General features: G+C 54.1%; 20 protein-coding genes and 1 tRNA gene. 12 read left to right on the forward strand and 9 right to left on the reverse strand.

Annotated features, from left to right (window positions below; translation table 11 throughout):
- The first annotated feature begins 128 nt into the window (after window positions 1–128).
- Window positions 129–899 carry a hypothetical protein gene (locus tag HMPREF0975_RS15510; protein WP_009233132.1) on the forward strand — a complete coding sequence of 257 codons (771 nt, stop codon included), beginning with the start codon at window positions 129–131 and terminating at the stop codon, window positions 897–899.
- A 39-nt stretch (window positions 900–938) separates the two neighbouring features.
- Here the strand turns inward: HMPREF0975_RS15510 and HMPREF0975_RS14725 are convergent, their stop codons facing one another.
- The gene (locus HMPREF0975_RS14725) at window positions 939–3,038 is read right to left on the reverse strand and encodes a KAP family P-loop NTPase fold protein (protein ID WP_009233133.1); all 2,100 of its coding nucleotides are present in this window, start codon (window positions 3,036–3,038) and stop codon (window positions 939–941) included.
- 149 nt (window positions 3,039–3,187) lie between these two features.
- On the opposite strand from HMPREF0975_RS14725, the gene HMPREF0975_RS05400 reads away from it, so the two are divergent.
- The 6 genes from HMPREF0975_RS05400 (at window position 3,188) to HMPREF0975_RS16090 (ending at window position 7,247) form a co-directional block, all read left to right on the forward strand.
- Entirely contained in the window at window positions 3,188–4,342 is a 1,155-nt protein-coding gene (locus tag HMPREF0975_RS05400; RefSeq protein WP_009233134.1) for a hypothetical protein, read from the forward strand.
- A gap of 131 nt (window positions 4,343–4,473) precedes the next feature.
- Window positions 4,474–4,716 carry a helix-turn-helix domain-containing protein gene (locus HMPREF0975_RS05405; RefSeq protein ID WP_009233135.1) on the forward strand — a complete coding sequence of 81 codons (243 nt, stop codon included), beginning with the start codon at window positions 4,474–4,476 and terminating at the stop codon, window positions 4,714–4,716.
- A 131-nt stretch (window positions 4,717–4,847) separates the two neighbouring features.
- On the forward strand, window positions 4,848–4,952 hold the full coding sequence (locus tag HMPREF0975_RS17290; protein WP_076069260.1) for a hypothetical protein: 105 nt from the start codon (window positions 4,848–4,850) through the stop codon (window positions 4,950–4,952).
- A 75-nt stretch (window positions 4,953–5,027) separates the two neighbouring features.
- The gene (locus tag HMPREF0975_RS14735; protein WP_009401791.1) at window positions 5,028–5,558 is read left to right on the forward strand and encodes a dihydrofolate reductase family protein; all 531 of its coding nucleotides are present in this window, start codon (window positions 5,028–5,030) and stop codon (window positions 5,556–5,558) included.
- Between the two features lie 14 nt (window positions 5,559–5,572).
- On the forward strand, window positions 5,573–6,688 hold the full coding sequence (locus HMPREF0975_RS15515) for a hypothetical protein (RefSeq protein WP_009233136.1): 1,116 nt from the start codon (window positions 5,573–5,575) through the stop codon (window positions 6,686–6,688).
- A 142-nt stretch (window positions 6,689–6,830) separates the two neighbouring features.
- A complete protein-coding gene (locus tag HMPREF0975_RS16090) occupies window positions 6,831–7,247 on the forward strand; it encodes a hypothetical protein (RefSeq protein WP_009233137.1) in 417 nt (138 codons plus the stop codon).
- Window positions 7,248–7,619: 372 nt separating this feature from the next.
- Here HMPREF0975_RS16090 and HMPREF0975_RS16095 read toward each other — a convergent pair whose 3' ends face one another.
- On the reverse strand, window positions 7,620–7,958 hold the full coding sequence (locus tag HMPREF0975_RS16095; RefSeq protein WP_198009144.1) for a helix-turn-helix domain-containing protein: 339 nt from the start codon (window positions 7,956–7,958) through the stop codon (window positions 7,620–7,622).
- A gap of 303 nt (window positions 7,959–8,261) precedes the next feature.
- Between HMPREF0975_RS16095 and HMPREF0975_RS05415 the strand changes: the two genes are divergently transcribed.
- Window positions 8,262–8,346 (forward strand) — tRNA-Leu (locus HMPREF0975_RS05415).
- Window positions 8,347–8,497: 151 nt separating this feature from the next.
- Here the strand turns inward: HMPREF0975_RS05415 and HMPREF0975_RS05420 are convergent.
- A complete protein-coding gene (locus HMPREF0975_RS05420) occupies window positions 8,498–8,767 on the reverse strand; it encodes a hypothetical protein (RefSeq protein WP_156808190.1) in 270 nt (89 codons plus the stop codon).
- Window positions 8,768–8,824: 57 nt separating this feature from the next.
- Window positions 8,825–9,241 (reverse strand): hypothetical protein, encoded by a 417-nt coding sequence (locus HMPREF0975_RS05425; RefSeq protein ID WP_156808191.1) that lies wholly within the window; start codon window positions 9,239–9,241, stop codon window positions 8,825–8,827.
- 329 nt (window positions 9,242–9,570) lie between these two features.
- Here HMPREF0975_RS05425 and HMPREF0975_RS05430 point away from each other — a divergent pair, with 329 nt between their 5' ends.
- Entirely contained in the window at window positions 9,571–10,758 is a 1,188-nt protein-coding gene (locus HMPREF0975_RS05430) for an aminotransferase class I/II-fold pyridoxal phosphate-dependent enzyme (RefSeq protein WP_009233141.1), read from the forward strand.
- A gap of 155 nt (window positions 10,759–10,913) precedes the next feature.
- On the forward strand, window positions 10,914–11,897 hold the full coding sequence (locus HMPREF0975_RS05435) for a DUF1266 domain-containing protein (RefSeq protein ID WP_009233142.1): 984 nt from the start codon (window positions 10,914–10,916) through the stop codon (window positions 11,895–11,897).
- Window positions 11,898–12,004: 107 nt separating this feature from the next.
- On the opposite strand, the gene HMPREF0975_RS05440 is transcribed toward HMPREF0975_RS05435, so the two are convergent.
- Complete coding sequence (locus HMPREF0975_RS05440; protein WP_009233143.1) at window positions 12,005–12,205, reverse strand: YdeI/OmpD-associated family protein; 201 nt, start codon at window positions 12,203–12,205, stop codon at window positions 12,005–12,007.
- Here HMPREF0975_RS05440 and HMPREF0975_RS17090 point away from each other — a divergent pair.
- Together HMPREF0975_RS17090 and HMPREF0975_RS15530 are read left to right on the forward strand one after the other, a co-directional pair.
- The gene (locus tag HMPREF0975_RS17090) at window positions 12,149–12,715 is read left to right on the forward strand and encodes a helix-turn-helix domain-containing protein (protein ID WP_083840720.1); all 567 of its coding nucleotides are present in this window, start codon (window positions 12,149–12,151) and stop codon (window positions 12,713–12,715) included. The genes HMPREF0975_RS05440 and HMPREF0975_RS17090 overlap by 57 nt on opposite strands.
- On the forward strand, window positions 12,712–12,855 hold the full coding sequence (locus HMPREF0975_RS15530; protein WP_009233145.1) for a hypothetical protein: 144 nt from the start codon (window positions 12,712–12,714) through the stop codon (window positions 12,853–12,855). Before HMPREF0975_RS17090 ends, HMPREF0975_RS15530 begins: the two co-directional genes overlap by 4 nt.
- A gap of 41 nt (window positions 12,856–12,896) precedes the next feature.
- On the opposite strand, the gene HMPREF0975_RS15535 is transcribed toward HMPREF0975_RS15530, so the two are convergent.
- The 4 genes from HMPREF0975_RS15535 to HMPREF0975_RS15540 all read right to left on the reverse strand — a co-directional run bounded on the left by HMPREF0975_RS15535 (window position 12,897) and on the right by HMPREF0975_RS15540 (window position 15,669).
- Window positions 12,897–13,445 carry a hypothetical protein gene (locus HMPREF0975_RS15535; RefSeq protein WP_156808192.1) on the reverse strand — a complete coding sequence of 183 codons (549 nt, stop codon included), beginning with the start codon at window positions 13,443–13,445 and terminating at the stop codon, window positions 12,897–12,899.
- A gap of 126 nt (window positions 13,446–13,571) precedes the next feature.
- Window positions 13,572–14,162, reverse strand: coding sequence for a hypothetical protein (locus tag HMPREF0975_RS14750; protein ID WP_083840723.1), 591 nt, complete (start codon window positions 14,160–14,162; stop codon window positions 13,572–13,574).
- The gene (locus HMPREF0975_RS14755; protein ID WP_009233146.1) at window positions 14,159–14,800 is read right to left on the reverse strand and encodes a glycosyltransferase family 2 protein; all 642 of its coding nucleotides are present in this window, start codon (window positions 14,798–14,800) and stop codon (window positions 14,159–14,161) included. Before HMPREF0975_RS14755 ends, HMPREF0975_RS14750 begins: the two co-directional genes overlap by 4 nt.
- Window positions 14,797–15,669 carry a hypothetical protein gene (locus HMPREF0975_RS15540; protein WP_009233147.1) on the reverse strand — a complete coding sequence of 291 codons (873 nt, stop codon included), beginning with the start codon at window positions 15,667–15,669 and terminating at the stop codon, window positions 14,797–14,799. The genes HMPREF0975_RS14755 and HMPREF0975_RS15540 overlap by 4 nt, the downstream gene beginning before the upstream one ends.
- Between the last annotated feature and the right edge of the window lie 7 nt (window positions 15,670–15,676).

Below are 15,676 nucleotides of genomic sequence, written 5' to 3' on the forward strand. Positions count from 1 at the left end.
TTGGCCACAAATTCGCACCGCCCGACCATTTGTTAGCTTACATTTTGCGAAGATCCTGTTGTAACTAACCAGTCACGCAACGGACGAGTAGCGTCGATCGCTATCCAGCTAAGGAGTAGAGTGGCACCATGGCACGGCAAGCTGGGTACTACGAGTGGGATGACGATCTGACCCCGGGCAAGAAAAAAGAAGGTGGGTGGCACCAGAATCTCTACGATACCGAAGGACAGCTCAAAGGCAGTGCGCGCTTTGTCCCAGTAGACGACGACCAAGAGGATCCAATCGTCGTCACCGAGACGATGTATGTCCCTGCTGATGAACGTCTTTCAAAGACGCAGGAGATGGTTACAGATATAATTGCATCCGTCATTGTCAAACTCATCGAAGACGGCGCAAAGGCAGCTACACCGCGTGTTAAACGGTGGTGGAATGAAACCGCCGTGCCGTTCGCCAAAGAGAAAACAAACGGCTGGAAACGCCACCACACCGCACGCCATTCCGAGAAGAAGCCACAAAGCGTCGAAGGCATAGTGATTGACGACGTCGCTTCCTCTACAGAAGAGTCCTCTTCTGCCACGATAATGCCGACCGATGAGCGACCGGTTATGTCGAGTGCCGAAGCACAGGCTCGTCTTCTTGCCGCAGTTGCTGCCCGCGCCTATAGCGACGAGCAACTGCGGATGGTGTCGGGGTCGCAGATTATTGATGTCGAAAATGTCACAACTGTTCAGTCTGCTCTGGCCCAAGTTCCTCGCGAACACCTTGTCGAACTCATCAAATACATGACACGTAATCCTCGCCTGTTGGAGGAATCAAGCCTCGCGAATCTAGCAAGCCTTATTGGGATAGTCGATCAGCCGGAGAATGTACCAGTTGATGGGATGACAAACACTGAATAGGTAGAGGCTTATCAGAAGAGATTAAGGCACAGGCTTCCGTCAATCTATCTTTTCGGGTCGCCACCCATCCAAATACTTCTTGATTAGTTCGAGTAGATCTGCACAATCTGATTCAGGAGTCTCGCACATCCTTTTGTAAACCCGCGCAATCGTTGACTCGTCGGAGTAAACACCAAGCAGTTCTCCCCAAGCAAGGACAGGTGTACGATGTACAGTCGCACTCCCAAAGGCTTGACGTCTATTTTCACCCACCGCTGAATTAAACACAGCATGGTGAACGGCTAGTGGAGCAGTCGCATCAATCGTCTGTGCAATATGGCTTCCCCAGTACACGGGAGCGATCAGTACTCTCAACGGTTTATCTTCATACACAAGCTGTTCGATCGGCATCGCAGCTACACCCTGCTCATACTGCTCCTGAAGCTGCTGGGCGTACGCTTCCGATACGAGTCTGCGACCTGTGTCTGGAACGTAGCCAATGAGCAGGATCAACTCAAGCCGAGCCGAAAAACTCTGTAGTTGGGGAATGATGACGTCGACTGCCGTCCTCGTAGCAGCGACCGCCCATCGGAATTGTTCCAGCATTCTTCCGACGGTGGAGATGGCGGCAAACCGAGCATCTGGCATCAGTATCGACCGATTATCGTTTTTAGGAAGGCGAGACATTGCATTGAGGACGGCCGCAATCATGTTGACAATACCCACTTCAGAGTACTCACCTGCAAACCTACTCAATTCACTAATGATGTTTTCGAGCTGTTCATCGCCCATCTCATCAAATTCTCGTTTTAAGGCTATCTCATCATCAGCAAGGTGATATATCCTCTCAGCATATGCAAATGACGTTAAACTATCTGGCATTACTTGCTCAAGATAAAGTTTCCTTATTTCAGAGTGGGCAACACGACGTTTTTTGAAAAAGTCAGCAAGAACGTCCATTTCACTGGAGAATGCACTCGAATCACAGTACGATGAGGTCGGCATAGTGATGCGCAGAAAAGCATCAATAATTGCTTCTTCTTGAAACGAGCTACTTAGTAGTTCGCCGACACTACCTGCTTGCGCCTTTATACCCCGAAGTTTGTCCATGCTGATCTTTGCGTCCCCTGTTGGAATCTGATCAACTACGATAAGCCAGAACACATCGGGCAAGAAAAGGCGCATCGCTTCAAGTGCGACAATATCCGAAATTTCGACACTATCAGTGAGTGAAATGGCCGTAGACCGCACTGCCATGGCCAATCGTCGCACATCGCGCATGTTCTTCATCGCAGGTACGACAATATCGAGGAGCACTTTGTCCCAAACCTCCGCATCTCTCCTAATGGCTTCTACTTGCTCCAGTGCAGCTTCCAGAGCCTGCGCTACTTCACGAGTAAGCACTTTCTCCGGGACGAGCGGGAGTTCGATACCGTTTTGTACGATCTTCTCAAGATAAGTGCGCCCAGGCACGCCATCTTCCGTCAGCGCGATTTCGACCCGTGCACGATCAAAGGACAGGAGGTAAATGACATTAGGAAAGCTCGCCGTCAGACGCACTAGTTTGAATATCTCGCGCACTTCAGCTCTATCAAGCCTATCGATATCATCAATAATGACGACGATAGGATGATCGAGGTTCCTGAGTGCTTTAGTGACTTGCTCTTTTTGTGTAGTGATACTAATACTACGTAGTTCTCGAAATTTTCTCACAAAAGTCGCCATCGCAAGAAGGCCAGCAGACCATGACCCGGCAATAGGAATAGCTGCAAATGGCGCCACTAGTTCACTATAACGTAGCATTTTGGTGGCGATGCTGCGGTACCGTTTGCCACGTTGTTTAAACTGTGCATTGATTTCTCCAAACAAGCCTGCAACGAGCGTTTCCGTTCCTGATAGCAGCCAGGGGTTGTAATCCACAACGATCATTTCCTTGTTTTGCAAGCTCTCTTTAACAAGGTTAAGTACCGATGTCTTACCGGAGCCCCACTGCCCCATGACTGCCAATACACATCCTTGCGACGCGTCAGTCATTTCGATCTCACGCACGATTCGTTCAACAAACTTGCTTCGTTGCAGCAGATCTTCCGAGGCGGTCGAGACGGGATTGTCCGCGAAATAGTTGATAGCATTCGGTGTATTCTTGGGGTGATCAGTCATCAGTGACCTTCTTGATAAATGGGACTGCTGACGCCGGGGAGTGTTTGGTCAGCACTATGTGGACGAATCCTACCTAGCCAGATTTACGCAGCAAGATCACGATTGCATACATATACGCAAATGTTTTTATGCTATAGTAATAAATAGATATGTCCGATAGCGCTCCCTCTCCCCACCACCGCCTCCGTCGACTCAAAGCCGCACTGCTGGCCGTCTCGCTGACGCTGGCCGGCATCCTCCTCATGATGCTCAACGCCTGGCTGACTCCGTTGCAGTTGGGAGACTGGCAGTGGCTGCATGCGCTACCGCTGGGCGAGCTGGGTGGGACGCTGTTTGGTGCGGGGCTGCTGTCGACATTCTTTGAGTACACCTTCCGGAGAGACCAGGAGACGCACACGCTTGCCCGCTTCCGCCAGATCATCCGTGAGGAGGCTCCGGCGATGCGTGATGCGGTGGTGGAGGGCTTTGCCATCCACCCAGAGGACTTGAAGCGTGTGGCCACGCCGGAGCTGCTGGACGACATCGCGGCTAACGTGATGGCGCTGCGCCTGGGCGATGAGCAGTTCGCCCGCGAGATCTACCGCGATATCCGTGACCAAGCCATCCGCGCCGCTGAGCGGTGGTACGACGTGGCGGTGCGCGTTCGGCTCTCTACTGCAGTAGAGAGGAGTACCGCAGGTACTCCTCTGCTGGACGTCACCGTGGAGTGGGAATACACCACCATCCCCAGCAGTGCCGCCCGGCGCTTCGCTTGTGTGTCTGACCAGGATGAATACAACGAGCTACTCGCCGATACGCCAGCTACAGCAGCATGGCTTCTCCAGAACCGGCCAGGCGTTGACGCAGCCAGCCGATCCTCCTACGAGCTCCTCGAGCTGACGGTAGACGGACGCTCACAGACGATTCGTCGCAGCACCCGCAAGACAGGCCAGACGTACAGCGTCAGCCTGGATGAGGACGCCGTACAGGGGCAGCCAATCCGTATCCGCCAGGTGATCCGCACAGTGGTGCCGCGATGGGGCCACCGTCTCTTCTTCGAGGTCGCTCAACCCACCCGAGACCTGTCGGTACATCTGGACTACAGCGATACCACCATCGCCGACCTGCGCGTCAGCGACACCGTGGCCACCGCTCAATCGGCTCGCGTCACCCGTATGCCAGACGCTGTGCCAGGCAAGGCCGTCACTGTCGAGGCATGCGGATGGCTCATGCCCCACTCCGGCTTCGCCTTCACTTGGGCACTGCAAGACGAGCTGCCCCAGACCACTCAGTCTGAGGCAGCAACCGCTCGACGAGCGGGCTAGTTCTGGTCACTCGCCGCCACCCATGATGACCACCTCCTCACCTGCTCGACCGCTACGGACAGCCACAGGATACATCGTCATGAGATACATAGTCTCTGGATTGGGAGTCTTCGGCCGGTTGAGATGGAGCCGTGCCCACCGACCGCAAGCCGCCGCTCTCACCAGCCACTGGTGAGTTTGGCCGGCGTGTGCGCGCCCGCCGCGAGCAGCTGGGCCTGTCCCAAGAGAAGCTGGCCGAGCGCACCACCCTGCACTGGTCCTACATCGGCCAGGTCGAACGCGGCCAACGCAACCTCAGCCTCCACAACATCCTCCGCATCGCCCACGCCCTCGACACCGACGCCGGTGGGCTGGTGAGTGGGTTGGAGGTGTAGAAGAAGAGCTCGATCCCTTCGAGGGTTTGCCAGCGATGGCAGGGATACGCAACCCCGTTACCAGACTGCGATCTGCGAGTACAGCAAAGGCGCAGGGTAGAGGCAAGCCTGATGGTGTTCTAACAAAAAAGATGAACGGAAAGACCTTTGTAACCGAGATATATTTTGATAAAAAGAGCAAAGATACCTTTCAAGATAAGCTGTTAAAGATAGTGCAAGCCCAGCGGAAAGAATAAAGAAAACAGACGCTCTGAAAATGGTATAATATCCTAAAATATTTAGAGAGAAAAATTAGAAGTTGAGGTTAAGATATGAGAAAAGTAAAACTGTTTATAGCTATGAGTGTAGATGGCTATATTGCTGATAAAAATGGGGGTGTCGCTTTTCTGCAAGGTCATGAAGATTGTTTAGAAAACGAAAGTACCTATTCTGAGTTTATAAAAAATATAGACACAGTTCTGATGGGTTGGAATACTTACAATCAGATAATAACTGAGTTATCCCCTGATAATTGGGTTTATGACAATTTATTGACTTATGTTTTCACTCACCGAGAACAACAAGATTCCGATAAGATCATTTTTACAAGTGATAATTTGGAGGAATTGATCAAGAAATTAAAAGGGGTTGAAGGAAAAGATATTTGGATATGTGGAGGAGCAGACTTAGTTCAACAAGCCATTTCTTCAGATGTGATTGATGAGTATCTTATATCCATTATTCCGACAATTTTAGGGAATGGTATAAAATTATTTAGCCAAAATGATGCGGAACATAAATTGAAATTAATCAACACGATAACAAATAATGGAATTGTCGAGTTGAATTATATTCGTAGATAAAAATTAAATTGTAGATGACGATAATATCTACAGGTAAGCTGCCGACGTACGATGAAGAAGTCGCGGTACGAAACCAGACGGATGCGATGACGCCGGGCTGGCTAGCGACGGCGATAACCCTTTGCGGAGAAGCTCAGGACGCGACCGTACGCACCTACGGAAAGAATGAAGTGAATTTATTTAAGCCAGCACGCCACCGAGTTGAAAGAGCGAAAGTTCATTCCAGAGAGATGATCGAGTGTTGGAATGAGTTTTTGGAGCCACACCCCTTTGCTGCGCACTTAACGCGCACCAACGCCACGGAATATATCCTCACAGTGGAGCAATATGAAGAATTTCCCCAGGAACTTCCTGCGCTGTTTGGAGAGTGGCTGTATAATCTTAGGTCGGCTCTCGATTACATTATTTGGGCAGCTGCAGCCTATTCTTCGGGTAGACTACCCCCTCCACACGAAGATCGCCTCCAGTACCCAATTTGCGATAGCCAAAATTCCTGGAAACGCACCTCCCAAAAGTTGTCAGTACTCCCGCAGCACCAACTGGAATTGCTGCGAACCATGCAGCCATTCGCCTCTGACGTTGATGCTAACTATCTAGGTTGGATCAATAGGCTAGCTCGTATAGATCGCCACCGCCGATTAACTATTTGGGCGGCTCGAATCGTTACAGCAGATCCGATCGCCCATATTCCAAGCGGAGTAGAACCTAGATGGGAATGGGGAGAGAGGATGCTTGAGTCCGGATATTGCGACTTAGCTCGACTAACTTTCCCTGATTCAGAATCCGCTGAAGGAGTTAGTGTCAACCCCCGACTGACTATCGACCCAGAAGTCTCTGAATGGGGAAAGTCTCCATTCTATGCAGAACGCAAATTCGATGAACGCCTTCGCATGTTTATGGTGTTTGTATTAGCCGAGATCGATACCTACGACTACGACTGTACCGGCAATCTAGAGGCAAGACGCTCCCTCACAGAAGAATTTGCTGCGCAATGCGATGAGCGGAGAAGCCGAATTTTTAAAACCCCAACCCCGCCCGCTAGAAACGCTCCTCACTGGACTCCTGCAATGCTTCTCAAATCTTCTCGAGCGCGATACTTTGGAGAAGAATTGTCACACAAGTTAGATTGATAGGCTTGATGCGCTATACAAGAACCTGTCGCGCTTGGATGCAAGCATGCCATTAGCAGTCCTGTGTCGGCACCAAACCTGCACTGTAACACCGTTTCGAGCCTTCTCATAGTATTGCAATCATTGTATACTGAGTGGAGCAATGAATGTCTATAATGCAAAATATCCACGACTCCCAGGATCCTCATATAACGAAACACTGAAGCACGCTCGTCGGGAATATAACGTAATCGCACACTCGACGAAGCGCCAGCCGTACGTCAAGTCGAAGTACTTTAACGGCGAGAAGATATTCCTTGCTGTATTTTGGACGCATCTGATGGACAAGAACCAGAGGGATCGCACCAAACGACTTCGATTCTATAAGGCAGCACTTGATCTGCTTCGTAATTCTCAGATCAATCCAGATACGATCGCTAGCGCCGAAGATCAGCGGATGCTGCTCTATCGGTTCTATGGTGTAACGAAAGACGGCAGCTATTTCTGCGTTCAAGTCAAGGAAGACATACGAACAAAGCGCAAAGACTTCATGTCTGTCTTCGACAGGAAGCCGCACTAAATCAGTCTAAAATAAAAATCTCCCGCGGTGCAGCCTAGAAACTACCTGCCGGAGATTTCGGGTGACACGGTGATCAACTGTGTCTGATTATGATTATATGCTGTTCGTCGGTAATGTCAATAGTTGTATGTATTTTTGGCAAAATGGCGAGGCCGAGGCATACAACTCACGTCAGGCTAGTAATCCGGCAACGTGCCATAACGGCCGCTATTGCCGTTTCTAGAGGGCTTGAGGGGCCCCGCCAGCGTGGGGTGTCAAGTCGCCGCATAGCGACTTTGATCCAGTCGATGGCAAAGGCTATCGGCGGCCCCAGGCGCCAGATTGCTCTGGGCGCTCTTCGACGACGGAGGCACCGTTCTCACCGCAGTTGCATCACTCCTCGTGAGCAGCCGCCAGGTGACGCCCGATGGTCATGCCACTGAAGCCCAGCCGCTTGGCGATCTCAGCGATGGTCAGGCCCTGCTGGCGGAGGAGGATCGCCTGGGCACGGTGTTCGTCGGTGAAGCGGTGATTGCGTTCCAGTCCTGCCTGCCCGCGCAGCCGGTAGACCGTCGAGCGGTTGACACCCGCCTGCCGGACGATCTCCTTGACGGGGACGCCAGCGAGGTACAGGTCGACCACCTGTTGGCTCTGCTCGGGTGTAAGGGGCCGGAACTTCGTCTGCTTGATGCGGTCGACCTTGCGCGGCGATCTTGACGCTGTGTCGGACACATCACTCTCATCGTTCGGCCACTCCCCCACGCTGGTGGCTGGTGCGGTGCATCGTCGTTGCAGGGGCTCGCCTTCTGGCTCTGCCGCATCTGGCCCGGGAGAGGCCCCAGACGCGTCCGCATCGCCCACCGCGCCATCCGACCCGTCAGTAGCCGATGGATGCGCTACATTAGGGCCGGTACACACCTGGCCGCCCTCACCGGCGGCCAGCTTCCTTCGAAAGTCCAGCAGCACCGCTAGGTTGTTAGAAGCGATGGTGCGGAGCTGTACCGTGTGCCCAATACTCAAACATCAGGACACTTCGCCCCCGTGGTGGAATCGGTAGACACCGCGACCTTAAAAGTCGCTGCCTACGGGCGTGCGGGTTCGAGTCCCGCCGGGGGCACCACAGCGTCACTACACAAACCCTCATCACTGACTCGTGGACGCGTCACGGAGTTCCTCCCTTTATTGGTTCCGTCTCGGGCAGGTTGCGCGAGGGGCCTGGAGCCTGGGCGAACCAGGCTGATCTGTTGACCTCGACGGCACACCTCCCTTGCTCATAGCCGGTAGGCGGCGCTGAAGGCACGCACGCGCTGTCCCAGACCATTCATGAAAGCCTCCAGGCGCAACGGCAGGTCGGGGTTGATCACCCCCACAACGTCCCAGTCGGGGAAGAGCGTGCCAAGCTTCTTGCCGTTGGCGTAGAAGACGATGTCCTCCCCCGGCATCACCGACACCGTGAACCTCACCTGCTCCCAGGGAACCGGGGTGAAGACTCGGCGCAGCGTCTTTCGGGAGACCAGGAAGCAGGCATTCTCAGTCATCACGGCGGTAAGCCGAGCCCCTTCACTTGTACGCAAGACACGCCGCTTCAGTGCTCCTGATCAAGACTCGAGTCGGTCCAGAACGTCGTCGCCGCGAGCAGGCAGATCCCACAGAGGCACACGGGCGCTTCTCAGATCTTCGAAGACGCCCCCGATGCCAGCTGCATCGACAGGACGCCAGAAGACCTCGTGCGCCAGAGCGCGTGCACGCAGAAACGTCCCCGCATCCGTGTCCGCGTTCTCAAGCACCTTTATATGGCCCGCCGCGCGAGCCGAGGTGAGGATGTTGATGACACGGCAGCAGTCGAAGCCCGCGGCCACTGCAGAGTCGGCGAACATCGATACGGCAGGTACGTGCCCAGCCACACGGCTCGCATCCGGCCATAAGCCGGCCTCAGTCTCCAGCGAGTCGCACCACTCGATCGCAGAGGCGGCGTCCACAACCTCGAAGGACTCCTCCAGGAGAGTGGCCGCCACCTCTTGGTCCAGTCCCGCCAAACCAGCGCCCTCCGTGTCCTACAACTCAGGAACTGCCTCGTGATACGGCCTGGTCAGGAACTCCTAGTCGGCGTGAAAGGGAGAGACAAGCATCATGGCATCAGTGAGCACTGATCGGACTCCGTCCTCGGCGCGAGTATTGCTCTACGAACCTGTCCGACACGGCACTGAAGGACAAGCCATCAACCGGGAGAATCCCGTTCACGGGATCAGGAAATCTTTTCCTCTCCCGGACCTGCGGAGCCTTTGCCCTCCCGCCATGAGAAGGTGGACACTGGCCCTGTCCTCCCCTGCGTCAAGGAGCCATCATGAAGATCGCCGCCCGGGCCAAGGCCGCCCAGCCCTTCCATGCCATGAGCATCGGCGAGCGTGCCGGGATCCTGCAGGCCGAGGGCCATTCAATCGCCAAGCTCAGCTTGGGCGAGCCGGACTTCGGTGCTCCTCCTGCTGTCCGTGAGGAGATGCGCCGCGTAATGGACGGCCGACCGTTGCCCTACTCCCCCGCTCTGGGCCTGCTCGCATTGCGTGAGGCCATTGCGGGTTTCTACCTCGACCGGCACGGCGTACGGGTCGACCCCGAACGCATCGTCGTCACCACCGGGGCGTCGTCGGCGCTGCTGCTGGTGGCAGCGGCTACGACGGAACCCGGCGACGACGTCGTCATCGCAGATCCGTCCTACCCCTGCAACCGTCAGCTGGTGGAGACCTACGGCGGCCGGATCGTTCTGGCACCCACCAGTCCCGCCAGCCGCTACCAGATGGACCGGGTCTCCGCCGAGTCGGTGTGGACCCCGCAAACGAGTGCGGTGATGCTGGCGACACCGTCCAACCCGACGGGCACTTCGATCCCCTTCGACGAGCTGGCATCAATCTGCGAGCTGGCCCGCGGGCGCAGCGCCTGGCGGATCGTCGATGAGATCTACCTGGGCCTGACCGATCCCGACGATGACGGAACGCCCGCTCACAGCGTCCTGGAAGCCGACCCTGACGCGATCGTCATCAACTCCTTCTCCAAGTACTTCGGGATGACGGGATGGCGCCTGGGCTGGGCGATCCTGCCCGAGGAGCTGGTGCCGCCCGCTGAGAACCTGGCGGTCAACTACTTCCTGTGCGCCTCGACCCCCATCCAGCAGGCGGCGCTGGCGGCCTTCTCCCCCGAGTCCATTGCGGTGTGCGAGCAACGCCGTCAAGAGCTGCTCGCACGCAGGGATATCGTGCTCACCGGCCTGGAGCGCATCGGCTTGCCCGTCCCAGTCCGGCCCGACGGCGCCTTCTACGTCTACTTCGACGTCTCCTCCACCGGGCTCGACGCCCAGACCTTCTGCTACCGCGCCCTGGAGGAGGCGCATGTGGCCCTCACCCCCGGTCGGGACTTCTCCACGGCTACGGCTCGTACCCACGTGCGGCTGTCCTACGCGGCATCCCGCGACGAGCTGCACGAAGGCATGCAACGGCTGGAGACACTGATTCGCAATCTGGCGGCAAACGGCGCTTGAGCCGTCGGCGCCAGTGGCGATGCCAGCGGCTGCCATGCAGTCGCAGCCACCGCGCGAGTCGTCGACCTGACGGGGCTCTCGCGGCCGCCCCGTCATCACCGCCTCGTACCGCAGCATTTGATATTTACCTATAGTCATGATAAATAATACTGTTCATGCGATCGCCAGTTCTGCTTCTTGTCATCGCACTGGGCGTCTTCGGTGCCATCGGCGCTGTCCTGCTCTTCCGTTCAATCTTTCAGAACAAGAGAGATGAGTCCACGTGGAACGACCTCACGGACCAGCACCGTCCCGTAAGAGTCTCCAATCCGTCCGCGTTCACGCCTGGTGTGTACGAACGCCTCGTGGTGATCTCAGCACCGTATGCCCTATGCCACCATGACCCATGGGACCACCTGTCCTGCTCCGATCTCGATGACAAGCGGAGCATGCTCGCCAGCGGCTGGGACATTCACTCCCGCATCGATCTCCTCGCCCAAATATTCTGCCTGATCACCTTGGGCCACCGCGACGAATTCGGCGTCGAACGCGCCCAGTGGGCCGACGCCTCCCTGGCGGAGGCCGAGCGCCAAGAGCTGCAAGAGCTGAAAGAGGCGGGCATCGCCGTCCAGGACATCACCGAGAAGCTGTGGCGCCTGGAACGGATGCGGAACAATGACCGGGGCATTCAGAATGTGGACTTTCTGGCCTGGGACATGCTCCGCGCCGCCATGCTGACGCGGTGGGGAGCTGCGCTGAACTGGTTGCCCGAGGCCGAGGCGTGGGACACGCTGGCACTGCTAGATCACGCATTGCGCCTGCACTATCAGAACTGGGGCCAGGTCTGGGAGTCGTTTAGGCTGGGACGCTGGTACTGGTACTCCGAAGGCGGCAAGGACGCGCACTACAACGACCTGCACGACCTTCACCGCTCGCAAGTGCTCTTGGCGCCCGAGGGACCATGGGGGCTGGTCCCCTGGGACATCCCAGTTCCCCAGTCGTCCCTCATGATCCTGGACGATTCCATCGACGCCGGTGTCGCCGCTCCCCTGGACGCGGACGAGCGGGAACGCGCTCCGCAGTGGGAGCGCTGGATTGACGATCAGGTCATCCTCCGCGGACAGCGCCGTTCCCAGCACTTCGGTACCGATCCCGAGTGACACCAACGCTTCACAAAGGACTCCTGAGGCGCCCCGAAACAGCGACTTCTCTTGTCGGCTACAACACTATCGCCGTAGCACCGAGCCGATAAGAACGAAAAGCCCTACTAACCGTGCTTGTCGATCATCATCTCCACTGCTCTGGCGGCTCTGCGTCGGCGGGTCTCCGCACGCCTCGCCTCGCCGATCCAGCGCAGATACTCCTTCTGGTGCGACGGAGGCAGGGTGGTGAATATCTTCTCGGCAACCTCATGCTGCGAAAAAGCCTCGGCCAGCTCTTCCGGGATCGCCACTCGTTCGTCGCTCATGACCTTCCCCTCCAGTTGCTTGGCTGTGCTGAGCGGGTCAAGGGTTCGTATACGGAGCTTGTGGTGGCTCCCTGCTCGTCCGTGACCAAGAACTGGCAGACACTACTGGAGTTCGCCAGGACATTGCCGCCCGACGACGGAGACACTACAGCCACGACGACCACCATAGCCACTCCCCCGCCTCAGCGCCTCCGCCAGCATCACACCCGCCTTACGCCAGCGCAGAAGGATGAGGTGATCACCCTGTACCAGCAGGGTGTGCCAGTGCGAGAGATCTGTCAGCGCTATGGCATCAGTAGGCAACAGGTCAGCGACCTCCGCAATGCCCGCGGTATTACCCGTCGGCCGCGCGGCCTGAGCGATGAGCAGAAGCGCCAGGCCGAGCAGCGTTATATCGCCGGCCAGTCCTGCGCCGCCATCGGCAACCAGTTCGGCGTGCATGCCGAGACCGTCCGCCGCCATCTCCGCACCACCGGCATCGCCCTGCGTCCCAGACCTGGCGCGGCATGAGCAGCGCACAGCAGATGTGTCAGCACCAGGCCGAACGCCACCTGCCGACGGCGCGCTCATTGGCAGCAACAGCATCGGTCAGCCAGACCAACATCACCAGTAAGCCCAGCGATCTCAATGAGGAGGTAGGCCATGCCTGACGTCATCGCCCCTGATCCCTTCACTGCCATGGCCGCCCACCTCAGTCGATAGTTGATGAGCTACTTCGCTCATTACTATCGAATGTCATCGCTTCCTCACTATCATCTTCGTCTGCATTGTAGCTGTTAACAAGAAGGTGAGGTGGAAGGTTGTCAATTTGGTCGCTACCGTTGATTGAGGAATACACGTCTTCTGGCAATATCGCACCGAGTATTTCCTTAACAATAATTTGCGAAATATCAGCATGACCGGCGGAAGATTCTCGATATTCTATCAATTCGTAGGCGTCTTGTTTTTGAGAGCCACTAAGTGAACTTATCTTACCCATCAATCCCTCTGTTTCTATTTTTCTAATAAACTTACCTTCATTAAGGTCTTCTTCAATTTTCTTGACCTCCTCCTTCATTGTTTTTAAATATTTCGGATTAGGAACGTGAAAACCGGAATCATTATAAATTTCTGAAAGCCCGATCAATGCTTTTGCATAACCTAGCAAGGATACTAGAGCATGTCGGTCGACCAAAATACTTTCAGGTCGCATAGATCGCAGCGGCGAAGCAAAATTTTTATTGTTTGTCGACATAGTCACGATCACTCACTTTCCTATTTAATAATCATATTCAGCAATTATTGAATTGCTGAATATGATTTCATCTCTCCGACCATTTAACCATCAAATGAAACTAAGACTGCGTGCTTTCAAATATGACTCAGGTCAACTCCATGTAGCAACTCCCTTATCCACAGCAGGTACTCCTGCATACAATCTTCCTGGCTTCGCATCCTTCAGAAGAACCGCTCCAGCTGCTATAACGGCTTCATCACCTACCTTGACGCCGCCAACAACTAGTGCGCCTGTTCCAACGAGAACCGACGACCCTATCTTGGGAGGAGCAACTTCATCATGCTGAGCACGAGAATGTATTAATGACCCCTGGATCACTGATGCTTCTCCTATCTCGACATCGTTGCAAACAAATCCTCCAATTTGTGAACAGTCCCCAATTCGGCATCCATCATAGATCCTCGCACCGTACTCGACAACAACGCTATCGCCGATGTCGCAGTTCTCGCCAATATAACTATGGCTATCTCCACGAAATTTTTGTCCTATACTTGTTCCTTTCCCAATAAACGAAAACGGGCCAAGAGAGAACCCATCCCCTATAACGCAAACCGATGATGAGCGCTTCGATCTTAGCTGATAGCTTTCTTGTCCAATAACGCAATAGTCCGAGATTAATACCGTTCCCGAAAATACGACATTAGGGAAAATATTCGCCGCCACAAGATTGTCAGTAATCATTTCGAAACCTTCAGAATGTATCTCAAGATGTCTCTAGCCATTGGAACATAATGTTCGATATCGCGTTGTTTGTCGACTAACTCACCAATCTCTATATCTCTAATGCTCCACTTGTTGCGAAGAGCATGAATGACAAGAGCTATGTCAAACGACCAATCCTGTGGATAGCATGAAAGTGGAAACAATGCTTTCCTGAAAGCGTATGTCCCAGACAATACTCTACGAGGAAGCGTGATATCTGGGAGTAACAGTGAACATGCATTTTCTGTGACCAAGCGTGTTACTGGAAAACTATCATACGGTGATGAAAACACCCCTCTAGTAAGATCATCTGATGCCAACGCTATCTCCGTAACACGTGTCATGTCCCATGATATAATGTCGGCGTCTGTCCTGAATATGCGACTAGTATGACTAGCTTCAACACCAGCAAGCATAGCAGCACCGAGCCCTTCCTGCTCACAGGGTACCACTTTTGCACCAGCAGCGGCCGCTATTATCCCAGTGTCGTCTTGTGATGAATTGTCAACAACAATTACCTCCTCGAAAATATTAGTTTCTAAGAGTTGCTCAACTATGCAGCCGACAGTACTCTCCTCATTTCTAGCAGGAACCACCGCCGTTATTTTGCTATTCATTGAAACAGCCTTTTCTTAAATTCGTTTACTACTACTTCTCGAATGGAGCCGTTTTTGTGTAGCTGATCCCCCGACTCCAAGTGCAGGAGCTCAATGGACAGCGAACTTGGTGCAAGAGAGTCTGATCCGTAGCTAGAGAACCCTTCGGGAGAAGAATCCACCACCCTTAAAAGAGCAAAGCGATCCCTAATTCCAGTGTCACCGCCAACATCATGCGCAGGAAGATTTGAATCATCTGCTAATCCCTCAAGCCACTGCAAAGCGCCGTAGGTACCAAGCGTAGAAAGTCCGGCAACAACCGTGTGGTGTCGAAGACGTCTATCTCCTCGCCGTGGATTATGGACCGATACTACCAGACCATAGCATTCTCGCGGAATGCCATCAGTGCTTCGAGTCGTAGACAATTTAGTAAATATGTTGCCATTCTTTGCACTGACCGTCATAATATCGTCATTAACGCCATTCACATTACCTGTTGAAAACGCAATATCGAATACAGAATTCGACAAAATTTCTCGAGATACTAAATTCCACACAGGCCCACTAATCGACAGAAGTTCTAGCCAGTTTCCGTAGTCCGATAGCGCACTCGTGGAACAAATTGAAGAAATAGGTCCAAGACGTTTACTACTCAAGAAATGAATCGCCGCACAAATAGCTGAAACGTCTCCCTCGTGAGCATATCGATGGAAATTATTCGAGTCTTTGATTAGCCCATATACAACGCGAAGTCTTGACTTTGCGCCAGGCTCGAACCCCGTGAATTTGTGAAATCCATCTGAACTTCGTTCAAGCCAGTAGGATATGCCTATTTTAAGAAGGAATCCTAAAAGCACAAAAAGTGCACTTTGTATTATTCCAAGCAACATGAGGAAG

This window comes from Actinomyces sp. oral taxon 849 str. F0330 (genome assembly GCF_000239715.1).
In the GTDB taxonomy this organism is placed as follows: Bacteria; Actinomycetota; Actinomycetes; order Actinomycetales; family Actinomycetaceae; genus Actinomyces; species Actinomyces johnsonii.